Below are 16,188 nucleotides of genomic sequence, written 5' to 3' on the forward strand. Positions count from 1 at the left end.
CTCCCAGCAGGTCTAGTAATACTCGCCTGATCGATTAACAACCTTGCCTATTCAAAGGTCTCACATTGTGAGGCCTTTTTTGTTTTTCATCCCTTCAAATAGTGTTGGTCATGACTATGTGACCTGCGATTTAAATTGGTCGCAGCAATCCCAAATTTTATTTAGTCGAATCGTATTACGCTGATCTCATTGACCTACATCTCTTAAATGACTTTTTTCATTCGAAATAAATCATTAGAAAATCCGTGTTATTGAGTGAAACAAAGTTGTTTCATAAATCAAAGTGACGCCATTTGCTTTGAATGTGCTTTTAACGTTGGTTAAAAGTGTAGATATTGCCTAATTTCATTAATAAAACTGTCACACCTGTCATCTAGTCTTGCGTTCATCAATTAACGGGATGAGTAGGGATAACGAGTGAATATCAAGGATGTGGCAGTTCTCGCGGGAGTTTCCCCTGCGACAGTCTCTCGATTCGTTAACACACCAAAATCTGTGGCTTCTGCTACAGCTCAAAAGATCGAGCGTGTCATCGATACAACCGGTTATCGAATAGACAGGAAGTCGCATGCTCTTGAGTTCAATAAAAACCCAACGATTGGCGTATTGATTCCGAGCTTATTAAATCCTGTATTTTCAGAAGTTGTTGCAGGTATTCAGCAGCGTGCTCGGCATTTTGGCTACTCGACTATAGTGCTGGACACTCAATATGATAGTGAACAAGAACAACAAGCAGCTATCGATCTGATCCGTCAAAGAGTGGAAGGAGTGATCTTAACGATAGCCGACGTGTCTGATAATGCTGCACTCGAATTATTACGCAGTTTTAAGTTTCCTTATTGTTTGCTTCACAACCAATCTGTTGAAAATGAACCCTGTGTCTACGTTGATAACTATCAGGCCGGCAAGGATGTTGCACAGAAAATTCTAGAATATGGCCATACAAAGATAGGAATGATTACAGGGCACTTCGCCTCATCCGACCGTGCAAAAAAACGTTATGAAGGATTCAAACAAGGTCTCTATGAGAAGGGTGCTGAATTAAACCTGCTTCTTGAAGTAGACCAAAACAAACTTGTTCCGTTCACTGACTCTGAGATGAGGTTACTAAGTGGTGAGTGTGGTCCTACGGTTTGGTTTTGCAGCAATGATTTGCTCGCGCTGAAAACAATAAATGCATTGAAGAGTAAAAGTAGACGAATCCCACAAGACGTTTCAGTTGTGGGTTTTGATGGTATGGGGCTTGGGCAGTTGGTTTGCCCTAGCTTGGCGACGGTTGCTGTTCCACATTTCGATATGGGAAAAATGGCTGTCGATATTTTGTTTAATACGAAAGCTGGCTCAATCGCAAAGCGTGAATTTTCGCTGAAATATGAATTACAAATGGAGGGATCGCTTGGTGCGGTTCCGGTTATCACCCAATTTAGTTAACGGACGATTTGTTGGAGAACATAATGACACAACATCATTTACTACAAGCTGGAAAGTTATCAAAAATGAGAAAACTAGCTAGCTTATTCATTGGCTTTGCTGGAGTCGCTTTTCAGGCTCAGGCATCCAATGCTATTTGTTACAACTGTCCACCAGAATGGGCGAACTGGGGTGGGCAACTTCAGTTGATCAATAAAGAGCTAGGAATACGAGTTCCCATGGACAACAAGAACTCAGGCCAGTCCTTATCCCAACTCGTGGCAGAAAAGAATAGCCCAGTTGCTGACGTGGTTTATTACGGTGTTTCTTTCGGTATTAACGCGACAGAGCAAGGTGTTGTAGACGCTTATAAACCAAAGAATTGGGAGCAGATACCTGAAGGCATGAAAGATCCTAATGGGAACTGGTTTGCTATTCACTCAGGTACGATTGGCTTTTTTGTAAACGTAGACGCACTTGATGGTGCTGACGTACCGACAAGTTGGGAAGACCTTTTAAAACCTGAATATCGTGGGATGGTGGGATACTTAGACCCAACGAGTGCCTTTGTTGGCTACGCGAGTGCGGTAGCGGTGAATGAAGCCATGGGAGGGAGTATTGATAATTTTGCCCCAGCAATTGAGTATTTCAAGAAGTTGGCTAATAACCGTCCAATAGTTCCTAGACAAACCTCTTATGCTCGTGTGATTTCTGGAGAGATTCCAATCTTAATCGATTATGACTTCAATGCGTATCGTGCCAAATACAATGACTTTACTAATGCTGCCTTTGTTATTCCTAAGGAAGGCTCAATTGCTGTTCCCTATGTAATGAGTAAAGTTAAGAACTCTCCAAACTCAGAAAATGCCCAGAAGATTTTAGACTTTGTATTGTCAGATAAAGGCCAACAACTGTGGGCTGAAGCATACTTACGCCCGGCTATCGATGGCGTTATGAGTGAAGAGGCACAGAGTAAATTTCTTCCTGCATCAGAATACGAACGAGTTGGGTCTGTCGACTTTGCAAAAATGTCTGAAAACCAGTCTACGTTTGCGGATATGTATATCCGAGAAGTGAATTAATAGCTTATCAAAATGTTGGATGGCGGGGTTAAGCCCGCCAATATCTCTATGAAAAATAATCGTATTTCCTTATTTCTGATTTTGCCAGCCATCATCGTTAGCTGTGCATTTTTTTTATTGCCTGTCGCCCAGCTAGTCAAGGTGTCGTTAGTGGATGGTGGCGCTATAAGTTATTGGCATATTTTAACCAGACCTATTTATTTCAAGAGTCTGGTATCGACGGTTGGACTCTCTGTTCTTGTGACTTTAGTTAGTTTAACGATAGCGACCATCACAGGACTATTTTTAACTCGCTATGAATTTAAAGGTAAACAGCTCTTGGTTGCGATGTTGAGCTTTCCACTGGCCTTCCCGGGCGTTGTTATTGGATTTTTTGTCATCATGCTTGCGGGAAGGCAAGGGCTCTTTGCCCAGTTAGGGCTGATGTTAACGGGTGATCGTTGGATGTTCGCATACACAATGGCAGGGCTATTCTTGGGCTATTTATATTTTTCTATTCCCCGCGTGGTTTTGACTGTAATGGGAACTGCTGAAAAGCTTGATCATAACCTACTTGAAGCCGGTCGTTCATTAGGTGCAAATCGTTGGCAGATCTTTAAGGATGTGACACTTCCAGCTCTAACCCCAGGGTTAATTTCTTCGGGTTCGATATGTTTTGCTACGTCAATGGGCGCATTTGGTACCGCGTTTACGTTGGCAACGAACATCAACGTTCTCCCTATGACGATATATACAGAATTTACGCTCAATGCCAATTTTGCCATGGCAGCGGCGCTGAGCTTAATCCTTGGTTTAGCTACTTGGGTTTGTCTAGCGTTGGCGAAGCGTCATGGTAACGCATCAGTTGCGATGGGGGGCTAATCATGAAGAAAGACAAATACTTCTACATTCAACTTCTATTCACACTGACCGTCTGCGCATTCTTGATTGTGCCCGTATTTATGTCTGTAGTCGCTGGCCTGACAAATAACTATTTTGTCGGTATTAAAAGCGGATTTACGTTTAGGTGGGTTGAACAGGTATGGGCATTGTACTCAGATACTATTTGGCTAACTTTGCAAATAGCTATCGCTACCACGCTAATTAATGTTGTCGTAGGTGTGCCTTGTGCTTACGTACTTGCGAAAAGTAAAAGTAGATGGGCTTCTATTTTTGACGAGCTACTAACACTACCCATTGCAATTCCGGGGATGGCTATTTCGTTAGGTTTAATTCTAGCCTATGGAGGATTCACTGACTTCCGATCAAGCTGGATGTTTATTCTCGTTGGACATGTGATTTTTACACTGCCGTTCATGGTTAAGTCGGTGCTGTCAATTTTGCAGAGTATTAATTTCCGTGTTCTTGAGGAAGGAGCAGCAAGTCTTGGCGCGACTTTTTGGCCGCGATTTTTTGATGTGATAATTCCCAACTGCAAGGCCGGTATTGTCGCAGGTATGTTGATGACTCTCACTTTGTCAATTGGTGAATTTAACCTGACATGGATGCTACACACGCCATTAACTAAGACTTTACCAGTGGGTTTAGCTGACTCATACGCTTCAATGAGGCTTGAAATTAGCTCGGCTTACACACTAATTTTCCTTTGTTTAATTCTCCCTCTATTGGTCTTGGCTCAAGCATTGAACAAGAAACCAGTGACAAATAATTAAGATCAAAATCAATATGTTAGAACAGCAAAATGGCGTAGAAATTTCGCTAAACAATATTACGAAGACATTTCCAGATGGCACACTGGCGCTGAAGCCAACGAGCCTAAAAATCGAGGCGGGCGAAATCTTAGTTTTGCTTGGACCATCAGGATGCGGAAAAACAACCACATTACGTATGATTGCGGGCTTAGAGTTTGCTGATGACAACGGTGGAACCATTGTGTTTGGTGACCACGATGTTACTGGTTTGCCTATCGAGAAGCGTAAAGTGGGGATGGTATTTCAGTCTTATGCGCTATTCCCAAATATGAATGTAAGTGAAAATATCACTTATGGTTTGAAAGTTCGTGGTGTTGGTGAGTCTGAACGAGCAGGAAGACTCAAAGAAATGCTTAAGATGTTCGATTTGGAAAAGTATGCCAGTCGAAACGTACATCAGCTTTCTGGCGGACAGCGTCAACGTGTTGCGTTAGCTAGGGCTATCATTACTGAACCCGATGTCCTTTTACTGGATGAACCGTTATCCGCGTTAGATGCTCTACTGAAGCAAAGGTTGCGCGGCGATATCCGAGACCTTCTAAAAAGGTTGGGAATAACAGCGATTTATGTGACTCATGATCAAGAAGAGGCAATGGCTATGGGCGATAGAATTGCAGTTTTAGACCATGGAGAAATCGCACAAATTGGCTCAGCAAAAGATATCTATTTGAGTCCGGTTAACAATTTTGTTGCCGATTTCATTGGTCAAATGAACCGTCTCGAAGGACAGGTGAGTGAGGGATGCCTGTTGTTGGATACATGTAAGCAGATTATTTTGCCCGATCAGGTTCTCGCACAAGTATCTACTCACAAAGAAATTAGCGTAATGCTAAGGCCTGAAGATATTTTATTAACGGAAGTGACTGATAAAAACAACGGACTAACGGCAACGGTTATTAGTACGGTCTTTCTTGGTGATCGTACACGTGTCACTCTCTCTGGGGTACAGAAAATGAGCACTTTGATGGTTGATTGCTTTGCGCGCGTTGATTACCAAACTGGTCAAGTTGTAGCGGTCTCTTTTGCCCCTGAACGGCTCATCCCTTTGAAGAAGTAATACCATGTTAATTGCACAACTGACAGACTTGCACATCAAGCAGGGTGGCAAGCACGCCTATAAGAAAGTCGATACGTTGACTTGTTTGTATGATGCCGTCAATCATATCAATGCCTTACATCCAAAACCTGATTGTGTTGTGGTGACGGGAGACTTGGGTGATTTCGGAGTGTCTGAAGAGTATCAATTGATCAATAAGGCTCTCGCAGAATTTGAAATGCCATTGTATGTTATTCCTGGGAACCATGATGATAGACACAATCTGCGTCAGGGGTTGTCGAATCTTGTTTCATTTGATCACGATGAATATTGTAATTTTGTCGTAGATATCCATGACGAAGTGCTTATTGGCTTAGACTCTTCGGTCCTTGGTAAACCTTATGGATATTTAGCAGCGGATACTTTGGAATGGCTTAGTTTGGTATTGGAGCAATATCGAGATAGGCCAATAATGTTGTTCATCCATCACCCACCGATGGCCGTAGGTTTAAATCATATGGATGTGCAGAACTTGCAGAATGCTGATGAATTTTACGAAGTAATTAAGCCTTTTAGCAATATCTTGGGTATTTGTGCTGGCCACCTACATCGACCAATTACGGCAGTTTGGAATTCAATTCCAGTTTGGGTGGGGCCTTCTCATAGTCATTCAGTCACATTAGATCTGGATCCAAAGGCAAACTCGTCATTTTCATTAGAACCTAAAGCTATACAGCTTCTGACCATAGCTGAGAATTCTGTGGTTTCTCATATTAGCTACATAGAAGATAGTGATGGTCCCTATCCATTCTTTGACCAATATGGTGCTTTGATCGATTAAACCATTGCGATCGTAAGTTGATTCATTGCGAGCCAATAACGCCATTTGTTACACGTGACAAATGGCGTTATTTTGGGAGCTAAGAGCTAAGAGCTAAGAGCTAAGAGCTAAGTTTTTGTTGGTACAGATAAAACAACTGAGTTTTACCAAGTCAACTCTAAGAACGCTTAACCTTTTTGGACATGTAATCAGAATCAAAAAACTCAGGCCAGTACATTTTCACATAGCCGCCAGCAACCCAAATCACCAAGATAGTCGCGATGGTAAGCTCGAAGAAGCCAAACTTGTGTAGCCAGTACCATTGTGGGTATTCAGCGCCGAAAAAGGTGGTTAAGCGATGCATGGCAATGGCGCTGATCACTGATGGGAAGGTAACCGCAGCAATGGAAGGTTGGAACTTTAAGCGCATCAAGCGGATGTAACACAAGTAAATCAGCAGGGTCATGGTGATGGCGATACCCGCTAAAGCGCCGGTCAGGATCGGGTCTGGGTTATCAAAGTTGACTAAGTAAGCGGCCAAAGATAAGTTGACTGGCGCTGCCATGATTGCCAATGTTGGTCTTGCTCTTCGAGGTAAATTCCCTTCAAAAACCAAGCGGTATAGCACTACGGGTAACATGAAGAAGTAGATACCAATACACGTCGCGGCCAGCGTTTCTGAAAAGACAGTGTGCCCAAACTGTGTACCTGCTAATGAACTGCTTATCAGTCCTACCGGATACAGAAACCAACTTGGAACAATGTTCGACATTTTGAAATTGACGATTTGGAAACCGAAGAACAACACCATCATCGTAAAGTGCAGCAATAACGCGCAGAACCAAATTGGGTAGGCGATTATTGGAGATATCTCAGCGAGATAGTCACACAGAATCAATAACGCCATGCTCATCGGTGCCATTAAGCTTCCGCTTAGTGGATGGCGAATATCATTGATGAAGGTATTAAAGCTGGTGAGATAACGAAGTAAAACGGGCAGTAATAACAGCGCACCGAAAGCAGCAAGGTAAGGGCGAATGATCTCACCAACCCCTGGAAGGTATAATGCCCAAGCTTGTCCTAGTCCAATTACACCAAGTGCTAAAGACGCCTGAGAAGGCGGCACATTTTTTACTTGGGTTAATCTTCTCCAGTTCAACGACTTGCTCCAGCTCAGTTATCTACAGCATGTGGGTGCTTATAGAATATCAGTGAATAATAGAATTTTTGCTCTAGTTAGAGCGTATAGCTGTGCCATCAATAGATGTTGAGGGCGTTCAACTAATTTTGAGTGGATGATACCAAGTTTAACGTTTGCTTTTTTGATTTTGATGCGGAATCGGGACATTAAGCACGTTGAATGTGTGCTTTTGTTTCATGAGTCATTTGTAATTAACGTACTTCCTCTTGCTGAGGGAGGTCTTGTTGTCTTAACTTCTCGTTTTTAAGTGTACGGTTCAATAGTTGGCTGTAAATTGGCTGACCGCCAAGCATTTGCGCAATGATCACTGCGCCCAAGCAAGTAATGATCAATGGCAGGATAAGGTAGTAATTATTGGTCATTTCGATAACCAGTAATATACCCGTAATCGGCGCACGCACGGTTGCAGCGAATAAGGCGCCCATACCTGCAATAGCAAACATACCCGGTTCAATATTCAATTCAGGAAAGAATGCTGCAGCAATAAGCCCAAATGCGTAACCAAAGAGTGTGCCGAGTGCGAGCATTGGTGCAAAGATACCGCCGGGAGCGCCAGAACCAAAACAAAGCAGAGTAGTCAGAACACGTCCTAGGAAGATCAACAACAAGACGTTGGTGCTGTAACTGCCATTGGTGATGTTGGGGATAATACCAATACCACCACCAGTCAATTCGGGAATATAAAGAAGTAACAGGCCAAAGCAGCCACCGAGCAAGGTACCTGTGATTAAGTAGCGTTTACGGTCGTTCTTATGGATCGCCACAAACATGTCTTGGGAGAGTGTAATCAACTTATTGAAAATCACGCCAAACAGGCCAAACAACACACCTAACAATAGGAACAACCAAAGTGCATCCAGTTCAGGTGGCTGGTATTGCGGCATGGTGATAACAGCAGACTGTCCGTTGATCGAACGAAACACAATATTGGCTGATACAGCGGAAATGATGACGGCTTTGATTGAAATGAGTGAGTAGCGAAACTGTGGTCTCATTTCTTCAACGACAAACATGATCCCAGCGAGTGGGGCGTTGAATGCAGCCGCTAAGCCACCTGCAGCACCTGAAGCAAGCAATGAGTGTCGAGTATCATCATCTTTTACTCTGAAGATGTCAGTCACCATACGGCCGATACTGCCACCCATTTGAACAGTTGGCCCTTCACGGCCTAACACCATACCTGAGCCTAACGCACCCATACCGCCAAAGAATTTTACTGGTAATACTCTCCACCAACGAACAGGACGCATGCCATCCATCGCGCCTTCTATTTCAGGAATACCTGATCCTGCAGCCTCTGGAGCAAAGCGATGTACGAGAAAGTAACCGATAAAGGCAAATGCAGCACTGATAAGGAAGGCCGCAAGCCAAAGGGGTAAGTGGCTACCGATTTCATCTTTCAGCCAATCGGTACGAGTTTCTGTGATGAAATGAACCGCGACTTCGAAATAGGTACCAACAACGCCAGCAAGCACACCAACAATGCAAGAAAGAACCAGAACTGAAGCTGGGGTCTTATCTCTTGAGAGAAATTGATTAATAGCATCCCTTGGCATTTTAGCTAATAGGGACTGCTTAATTTTCTCTCTTCTGGTCATTGAGATAAGGCTCCTGAATGGGTTGAGGTGGGACTTCAGTAAATTATACGCTTCCTCTGCATATCCTATAGCAGCAAAGATGCAAAGTTGAATTTCATTTATGGAATATACGTGTTACATAAATGGAATCTATGGGCAATAGTGGAATCACCGTCACAATTTTGATCGATTCTCAGGTGGCACCTTGAATATCCCCAAAAATGAACCATAGTTAAATCGTAAAGCAACATAACAAACCGCAAGGAGACGTGAGGTTTTACACACAATTTGGATGGATTCAGATACAAAGTTTTAGTTTCTCGTTAATTGTTCAGGTCGATATTTAAGGCTTCCTGATTCGCGAACTCACGATTGAGTAACGAGAGTGAGGCGTACTTTAGGTACGCCTTTAGTTCGTCTGGAGCATTCATTTTTTATCGTTATCCCCTTTCTACTGACACTCATACCACTTCTGGCTTAAATCATTCTCCGTATAAACAAGCGATTGGGGTCAATTTCTCCGTGATTGTGTATATACTCCTTAAAAAAGGAGAACTAATATGACCAAAAAAGTTCCTACAAACATAATTACGGGTTTTCTAGGTGTCGGTAAGACGACCGCTATTTTGAACCTTCTAAAAAATAAACCTGAGAATGAAAACTGGGCTGTCCTGGTTAATGAGTTTGGCGAAATCGGCATTGATGGCGCATTAATGACAGACCAAGGTGCTTTGATTAAAGAAGTTCCGGGTGGCTGCATGTGTTGTACTGCAGGTGTTCCTATGTCGGTAGGTATTAATGCCTTGCTGCGTCAAAAACCGGATCGCTTATTGATTGAGCCAACAGGGCTTGGTCATCCAAAGCAGGTTATTGCTACTTTAACTTCAGAGCAATACACACCCTATGTGGACTTAAAAGCGACGTTAGGCTTAGTTGACCCAAGAAATCTGTCGATTGAGAAATACACCTCTAATCAGAATTTTAATGATCAGCTAGACAGTGCTGATGTGATCTTGGGTACCAAAGTAGATTTGGTTCATTCTGAAGATATCGATGCATTCAATGATTGGGTGACCGATCAAACTCCAGCGAAAGTGTTCCATAAGCTGATTCACGATGGTGAAGTGCCATTGGAAGTGTTGGACATTGAAAGGGTATATGGCAGTGCTTCATCTCATCTTGAATCGCACCATCACGATCACGCTGAACAAGAGCCTCAATTCCAACTTCCTCCGGGCGAAGCTTTTATCCGCAAAGAAAATAAAGGACAGGGCTACTTTAGCTGTGGCTGGTTGTTTGGCGCTGAACATAAGTTTGATTTCGATGCGTTGTTCTCAATGTTGTCGGACCTGACGGCTGAGCGTGTAAAAGCAGTGGTAAACACCGATCAAGGTTGCTACGCGTTTAACGTGGCGAATCAAGTGGTGTCAGTGAATGAAATTTCCCTTGATGGTTTTGAATCTCGACTGGAAGTGATCGACTCGCAGTTAATGCCTTGGGGCGATCTCGAGCAGATTCTACTCAAGCTGTGTGGTATCAAATAGCGGTTTAAATAACTCAAGTATCCAAAGTTGTATATGTCGACTTCATAGTTGGCATATATAGCTTCATGTTCATACTCCACTCTGCTTGCTTTCTAAGCACCATTTCGAATCTCATTCCCTCTTTTTACTTTCGAAAAATTATCAAACCTTCTGCTTATCCAGAATAGTCCTAATCAAGAATATTTCCGGCCTCATTGATATTAAAAGAACCTCATTGATGAGGTCGGCCTGTTTTCATTCATATTTTGGGTTGGGATACTGTATCGCGGGTAAGTCATGAGCTTACTTCACCTTATGTAGGTAGTACTTGCCTTATCATCAGATGACTAATGCTCATGCCTAACAAGTACCTAATTACTTGGCGATTTCAATCTGATTTACATTACAAAAATAAGATAATTTTTTAAAAAATAATATGAATGGTCTTGAGATTAAACTGTGTCTTTTATTGTTTATAGGCCTGGTACTAATAATCTATTAAATAGATCTAACTACTCAATAATGGGGAACCTGTGAGCGTAATTTCATTGACGATACTCTTTCTACTTACTGGGCTGATACTAACTAAGTGTTTTGGACGAAGCGTTAAGAAGAAAGCAAAGCATTTTGTCTATTTTGGAGATGGATCTTACTCAGAATATCAAACTAAAAAGTTAGCGATTGCTAAGGTGAAAGAAGTACATGTAGAAGCAAAGAAAACCAAAGCATATTTACGAGCAAAAAATATGCGTAAATCTGAGATAAGGTTTGCTTATCACAATGCTGATTTGATGGAACATACTCATTATTCAAATGAGTCGCCACACAAGGGTGAAATGAATAACTCCAAAAATTTTGACATTAGGTAGATGATTTCGAGGTGCACTAAGCTTATTTGCAGTTCTTAACTAAGCTAAAATCTAGAAGTACAAGGTTGGTAAACGCGTAGTAAATTTTATCGATAATCATTAAAATATCTATTCTTTTGGTATTGAACGAAATTTACCTCGATGGCTTTGAGTCTCGACTGGAAGTGATCGACTCGCAGTTAATGCCTTGGAGCGATCTCGAGCAGATTCTACTCAAGCTGTGTGGCATTAAATAGCCCTGTTTTGGCTGTTTGAAGCGATGATCTTGGTGTTTACCTCGTTGAAGGCGCGGTAAACACCAGATTAAATGAGAAAGTTTGCGTTATATCACGATAAATGTGAGATAAATCACTCTAATTACTTTATAGTGCTCGGCTGAAATAAGAATGTAGGCTGTCTGCTTAAGGAACCCGTAACAATGTCATTTTCCTCTCAAGGTTTTGCTCCTGAATTAGTCAAAGCGTTGACTGAGTGTGGTTATGAGAAACTCACACCAATTCAACAAAAGGCGATTCCAATGGCTCGTAAAGGCCATGATATTTTTGCTACTGCTCAAACCGGTACGGGTAAAACAGCGGCATTTTCATTGCCTGTTATTCAGCACCTTTTGAACAGCGGTAAAAAGGCGTCTAGAGGAACGGCTCGCGGCCTTATTCTTGCTCCAACTCGAGAGCTAGCTGCGCAGATCGCTCAAAACATTAAAGACTACGTTAAATACACTGAACTAAGCGTTTCAGCGGTTTACGGTGGTAACAAGATGTCTTCACAAGTTCGTCAATTAGAACTGGGTGTTGATATTTTGGTTGCAACACCAGGCCGTTTAGAAGAGCACTTAGAAGCGGGTAACGTGTCTATTGCTAACCTAGAATTCCTAGTATTCGATGAAGCTGACCGTATCCTTGATATGGGCTTCATCAATGCCGTTCGTAAAATCATGTTGGATGTGGAAACCTCTCCACAAATCATGATGTTCTCTGCGACGACTTCAACTCAGTTAAACCAACTGTCTGTTGATATTCTGCGTAAACCAAAACGTATCAGTGTTGAGCGCGAAAACTCAACGGCTGCTACGGTAGGCCACGTGGTGTACCCAGTTGATCAAGAGCGTAAAACAGAGCTACTTTCTGAGCTGATCGGTCGTAAAAACTGGCGTCAGGTTCTTGTGTTCGTGAACTACAAAGAAACAGCGAACGATGTAGTTAAAGAGCTTAAGCTTGACGGCATTAAAGCGGTACTTTGTCACGGTGATAAAGCGCAAAGCGCACGTCGTCGTGCATTGGATGACTTCAAAGAAGGCAGAGCTCGTGTAATGGTTGCAACTGACGTTGCGGCTCGTGGTCTTGATATCGAAGATTTACCACACGTAATTAACTACGACATGCCTTTCCTTGCAGAAGATTATGTTCACCGTATTGGCCGTACAGGTCGTGCTGGTAAACAAGGTCACGCGATTTCTTTCGTTAACCGCGAAGAAGAGCTGACAGTTGTTCAAGTTGAAAAATTGATTCAGCAACGCATTCGTCGTGTTGAGCAACCGGGTTACGAGCCGAAGAAACGTGATGCTTACATTGAGAAGCTGAACACTAAATCGGCTTACAAGAACCGTCAGGGTCGTAAGAACAACGCAAACGAAGAAAAACCAGATCAAGCAAGCGCTGAACGTCGTTTAACTATGATGAAGCGAATTCAAAACCGTCGTAAGTAATTACGATTGGTGATCGAAAAGAGCCACTGTTATGTGGCTCTTTTTGGTTGTGCTGTTTGTGTTTAGGATTCAATACTGTTTTGTCTCAACACAAACTCGTGATAATAAGATGAGTCGGTATAAGAATTCGTCACTATAAAGCGTAGTCACTGCATAGCTTGGTTCTTACAAAGCTCAGTTATTAAAAAGCTTAGTTATTACAAAGTTCAGCCACGATACAGCTTCGCTCAATAACCGCTGTAGAAACAACGGTCATCAAATAAAAATAAGTCGATAAGGTAATAATATGGATAGCGCGCTGCTTTGGGCTTTTATTCCAACGTTCTTCTTTGTGTCAATCACGCCCGGTATGTGTATGACCTTGGCTTTGACGTTGGGTATGAGTATTGGCTATAAGCGAACATTATGGATGATGATTGGTGAACTTGCGGGTGTGGCTGTTGTGTCAGTTGCTGCTGTATTGGGCATTGCGTCAATCATGCTTAATTACCCGTGGTTGTTTACTGGGTTTAAATTTATTGGTGCCGGTTACTTGTTCTACTTGGGTGTTCAAATGTGGCGTTCAAGAGGCAAGCTAGCGATCAGTACTGATAACCAAACAACAAAAGTCAGCAACGATTGGGATTTGGTGGTGCAAGGCTTCGTAACGGCAATCGCGAATCCTAAAGGCTGGGCATTTATGATTTCGTTACTGCCCCCATTCATCAATAGCAATGTCGACTTAGCGCCTCAGTTGTTCATTCTTGTGTCTATCATCCTTGTTTCTGAGTTTGTTTGTATGACTCTTTACGCGACAGGCGGTAAGAGCCTTAAGCACATGCTCGGCAAGGCCGACAACGTTAAGTTGATGAACCGTATTGCTGGTACGTTGATGATGGGTGTTGGTGTGTGGTTGTTCGTGAGTTAACTGTGATTAACGGTATTGCGATCAACGATGACGAGAGCTTGGTATGACCAGCTCTTTGGATGATGATAAGTTTTGAAGGCTTGGATTCTTACTCAAACCGAAGAATGAATAGAATATAAAAAGAGCGATAGGGCATTTAGCCTTATCGCTCTTTTTCGTTGTAACGTCCTTAGAGTGAGCCGCTTTTAATCACTATCGATATCAAAGAGACCAGCTTTAAAGCTCTGATTAAACGGCAATCTCACCACCGTCTTCACGACGAATGACAACAGTTGCTGCTCGAGGGCGAACGGACATTCCTGATGGGGTCTCTTTTGCTGCGTTGTCGCTGTATGGCCAATTACCGGGGTGCTGAATGTTGACAAACAGTGACTTGTAATCAGGGCTAATCGTAAAGCCCGTTACCTCACATCCGTTTGGACCAACAAAGAAGCGCTTAAGTTGAGCTTGGTTGCCTTCATCAATCACTGCACTGTTACCATTGTCGTCCGTTAGCTTAGACGGGACGACTGCTAACATTTGGTCGTTGGTGTAACTCGTCACTTCATCTGCTCCGTTATCCGTCTGAATCCACAAAATGCCACGTGCATCGAATGCTAATCCATCTGGGCTTGCGAACTGGTTCATATCAGTAAGGCTAGAACGATTGGTGTCTGCATCACCGTTGGCAGGTGAACCGAATACGAAAATATCCCAAGTGAAGTCAGTTGCGCTTTCACCTTCATCCCAACGGATAACATGGCCAAACTTGTTGTTCAAGCGTGGGTTTGCCGCGTTCGTTTCATCGGTACGCGCAGTGTTATTAGTAAGTGTTAGATATACAGAACCTGTGTATGGATCCACTGAACACCACTCTGGGCGATCCATTGGTGTTGCACCTACAAGATCCGCTGCTCCAGCTGTATTTAAGATGATTTCAGCCAAAGAGTTGAAATTGTCTGCCAGAACACCACCTGATAACGTCACGCTATCTAACGTCAATGGTAGCCACGTGCCAGAGTTGTCTTCATTGAAGCGCGCCACGTAAAGTGTGCCTTCATCCATGTATTTATCGCCTGTTGTTAAGCGGTTTGATGGGGTGGCATCTGCTGGATCCCAACCTGCAGCCGATTCGAATTTGTACAAGTACTCAAAACGAGAGTCGTGACCTGAGTAGAAGACAACCGGTTGACCTGCTTCTAGCTTGCCAAAAGTACAGCCTTCATGACGGAAACGACCAAGCGCAGTGCGCTTTTTCGCTCGAGCATTCTCCGTGTAAGGGTCGATTTCAACAATATAACCATGGCCGTTTGCTTCGTTACGGTAATCATCTATCGAGCTTGCACCTGTAGGCTCTACGTTAAAGCGAGTGAATTCATCTAAGCGTTCTTCTGCATTGCCAGCCAATGTTTCCCACAAGTAGCGTGTGCTGCTATCGTCAATACCAATGCGGTCTTGTTCTTCAGTTCGAACGCCGGCATTAACGAAATAGCCTGGCCAGTTTTCTTCACATGTTAGGTAAGTGCCCCAAGGAGTGAAACCATTACCACAGTTGTTTAATGTACCACGCGCTTGGCTGCCATCAGGGGAGAAGCGAGTCACGGTAAGAGCGGTATGTGCGAGTGGGCCAGACAAGTCCATTACGGTAGCGCCAGTGTAGCGGCGGTTGAGTGGATCGGTATCGACTAATTTCCACATGTTGTCTTCCAGTTGAATTCGGACAACCGACACACCGTGAGCATTAATTTCTTTTCGTACTTCATCAATAACTGTTCGAACACCACCTACTATGGTCTGACCGCTAGGGTGTAGAGCATTCGTATCAATATATTCATGGTTAATACACAATAAACCGTCTACGTTGCTGTCATTTAATGGGAAAAAGTGCATCCCGTCGTGGTGCATCCCCAACGCATTCAACTGTTCTTCGCTTGTGTTACTACCGTCATCCTTCCATGCACTACCCTGTGCATTAAGCGGTGTCCCCCATGGCACCAAAACTTGTGCCATGTAACCTTGTGGAACAGAGACAGCATCGGTTAGTGAGCCCGGAATTGAATCAAAATTTAGTACCGCACTAGAGACACCTGCACCATTACCGACTGTAGTATCTGGACTAGAAGAATTACATCCAGAGAGTCCAAAAGCTCCGAACGCCGTCATTGCACTGATGCCGAGACCACCTTTCAAAACGTTTCTTCTTGATAGGTTAGCGTCGAGTACTTCTTCGAATGGTTTGTTTTTACTCTTATTGAAACGAGTGCTATCAAATGTTTCCTTGCTCATCTGTACTGCTTCCTATTAGTTGTAATTATTATGGGTTAATTATGGCTAGTTCAGTTATTAATCGATTGGTTAATAACTTGGTTCAATGTGTGAGTCATCCTG

The 16,188-nt window shown here is 43.1% G+C and carries 13 protein-coding genes and 1 pseudogene; 11 read left to right on the top strand and 3 right to left on the bottom strand.

The window, feature by feature from the left end:
• Window positions 1–417: 417 nt before the first annotated feature.
• From QUF19_RS23770 to QUF19_RS23795, 6 genes are read left to right on the top strand one after another with little or no spacing between them, the layout of a single operon-like run.
• Window positions 418–1,431, top strand: coding sequence for a substrate-binding domain-containing protein (locus tag QUF19_RS23770; protein WP_286300318.1), 1,014 nt, complete (start codon window positions 418–420; stop codon window positions 1,429–1,431).
• A 23-nt stretch (window positions 1,432–1,454) separates the two neighbouring features.
• Window positions 1,455–2,492: an ABC transporter substrate-binding protein gene (locus QUF19_RS23775; RefSeq protein WP_286300319.1), complete on the top strand. Its 1,038-nt coding sequence runs from the start codon at window positions 1,455–1,457 to the stop codon at window positions 2,490–2,492.
• A 48-nt stretch (window positions 2,493–2,540) separates the two neighbouring features.
• Window positions 2,541–3,353: an ABC transporter permease gene (locus tag QUF19_RS23780; protein WP_286300321.1), complete on the top strand. Its 813-nt coding sequence runs from the start codon at window positions 2,541–2,543 to the stop codon at window positions 3,351–3,353.
• A gap of 2 nt (window positions 3,354–3,355) precedes the next feature.
• A complete protein-coding gene (locus QUF19_RS23785) occupies window positions 3,356–4,144 on the top strand; it encodes an ABC transporter permease (protein ID WP_286300323.1) in 789 nt (262 codons plus the stop codon).
• A gap of 13 nt (window positions 4,145–4,157) precedes the next feature.
• On the top strand, window positions 4,158–5,240 hold the full coding sequence (locus QUF19_RS23790) for an ABC transporter ATP-binding protein (RefSeq protein WP_286300325.1): 1,083 nt from the start codon (window positions 4,158–4,160) through the stop codon (window positions 5,238–5,240).
• 4 nt (window positions 5,241–5,244) lie between these two features.
• Window positions 5,245–6,060, top strand: coding sequence for a phosphodiesterase (locus QUF19_RS23795; RefSeq protein ID WP_286300327.1), 816 nt, complete (start codon window positions 5,245–5,247; stop codon window positions 6,058–6,060).
• A gap of 157 nt (window positions 6,061–6,217) precedes the next feature.
• On the opposite strand, the gene QUF19_RS23800 is transcribed toward QUF19_RS23795, so the two are convergent.
• Together QUF19_RS23800 and clcA are read right to left on the bottom strand one after the other, a co-directional pair.
• Window positions 6,218–7,198: a TDT family transporter gene (locus tag QUF19_RS23800; RefSeq protein WP_286300329.1), complete on the bottom strand. Its 981-nt coding sequence runs from the start codon at window positions 7,196–7,198 to the stop codon at window positions 6,218–6,220.
• Between the two features lie 233 nt (window positions 7,199–7,431).
• Complete coding sequence (clcA, locus tag QUF19_RS23805) at window positions 7,432–8,838, bottom strand: H(+)/Cl(-) exchange transporter ClcA (protein WP_286300331.1); 1,407 nt, start codon at window positions 8,836–8,838, stop codon at window positions 7,432–7,434.
• 539 nt (window positions 8,839–9,377) lie between these two features.
• Between clcA and QUF19_RS23810 the strand changes: the two genes are divergently transcribed.
• The 5 genes and pseudogenes from QUF19_RS23810 to QUF19_RS23830 all read left to right on the top strand — a co-directional run bounded on the left by QUF19_RS23810 (window position 9,378) and on the right by QUF19_RS23830 (window position 13,821).
• Window positions 9,378–10,361, top strand: coding sequence for a CobW family GTP-binding protein (locus QUF19_RS23810; protein WP_286300333.1), 984 nt, complete (start codon window positions 9,378–9,380; stop codon window positions 10,359–10,361).
• 512 nt (window positions 10,362–10,873) lie between these two features.
• Window positions 10,874–11,209 (top strand): hypothetical protein, encoded by a 336-nt coding sequence (locus QUF19_RS23815; RefSeq protein ID WP_286300335.1) that lies wholly within the window; start codon window positions 10,874–10,876, stop codon window positions 11,207–11,209.
• A gap of 122 nt (window positions 11,210–11,331) precedes the next feature.
• Window positions 11,332–11,445 (top strand): annotated as a pseudogene (locus QUF19_RS23820) (GTP-binding protein); the annotation flags it as partial.
• A gap of 182 nt (window positions 11,446–11,627) precedes the next feature.
• Window positions 11,628–12,914 carry a DEAD/DEAH box helicase gene (locus tag QUF19_RS23825; RefSeq protein WP_017109515.1) on the top strand — a complete coding sequence of 429 codons (1,287 nt, stop codon included), beginning with the start codon at window positions 11,628–11,630 and terminating at the stop codon, window positions 12,912–12,914.
• 286 nt (window positions 12,915–13,200) lie between these two features.
• Window positions 13,201–13,821 carry a LysE family translocator gene (locus tag QUF19_RS23830; RefSeq protein WP_286300339.1) on the top strand — a complete coding sequence of 207 codons (621 nt, stop codon included), beginning with the start codon at window positions 13,201–13,203 and terminating at the stop codon, window positions 13,819–13,821.
• A gap of 228 nt (window positions 13,822–14,049) precedes the next feature.
• Here the strand turns inward: QUF19_RS23830 and QUF19_RS23835 are convergent, their stop codons facing one another.
• Window positions 14,050–16,086, bottom strand: coding sequence for a PhoX family protein (locus tag QUF19_RS23835; protein ID WP_286300341.1), 2,037 nt, complete (start codon window positions 16,084–16,086; stop codon window positions 14,050–14,052).
• Between the last annotated feature and the right edge of the window lie 102 nt (window positions 16,087–16,188).

Source organism: Vibrio sp. FE10 (assembly GCF_030297155.1).
Taxonomy (GTDB): domain Bacteria; phylum Pseudomonadota; class Gammaproteobacteria; order Enterobacterales; family Vibrionaceae; genus Vibrio; species Vibrio apostichopi.

Bases quoted from the DNA above. Each gene is read 5' to 3' on its own strand.
- QUF19_RS23775 (WP_286300319.1), top strand. From the start codon at position 1,455: ATGACACAACATCATTTACTACAAGCTGGAAAGTTATCAAAAATGAGA.
- QUF19_RS23780 (WP_286300321.1), top strand. From the start codon at position 2,541: ATGAAAAATAATCGTATTTCCTTATTTCTGATTTTGCCAGCCATCATC.
- QUF19_RS23785 (WP_286300323.1), top strand. From the start codon at position 3,356: ATGAAGAAAGACAAATACTTCTACATTCAACTTCTATTCACACTGACC.
- QUF19_RS23790 (WP_286300325.1), top strand. From the start codon at position 4,158: ATGTTAGAACAGCAAAATGGCGTAGAAATTTCGCTAAACAATATTACG.
- QUF19_RS23795 (WP_286300327.1), top strand. From the start codon at position 5,245: ATGTTAATTGCACAACTGACAGACTTGCACATCAAGCAGGGTGGCAAG.
- clcA (WP_286300331.1), bottom strand. From the start codon at position 8,838: ATGACCAGAAGAGAGAAAATTAAGCAGTCCCTATTAGCTAAAATGCCA.
- QUF19_RS23810 (WP_286300333.1), top strand. From the start codon at position 9,378: ATGACCAAAAAAGTTCCTACAAACATAATTACGGGTTTTCTAGGTGTC.
- QUF19_RS23825 (WP_017109515.1), top strand. From the start codon at position 11,628: ATGTCATTTTCCTCTCAAGGTTTTGCTCCTGAATTAGTCAAAGCGTTG.
- QUF19_RS23830 (WP_286300339.1), top strand. From the start codon at position 13,201: ATGGATAGCGCGCTGCTTTGGGCTTTTATTCCAACGTTCTTCTTTGTG.
- QUF19_RS23835 (WP_286300341.1), bottom strand. From the start codon at position 16,086: ATGAGCAAGGAAACATTTGATAGCACTCGTTTCAATAAGAGTAAAAAC.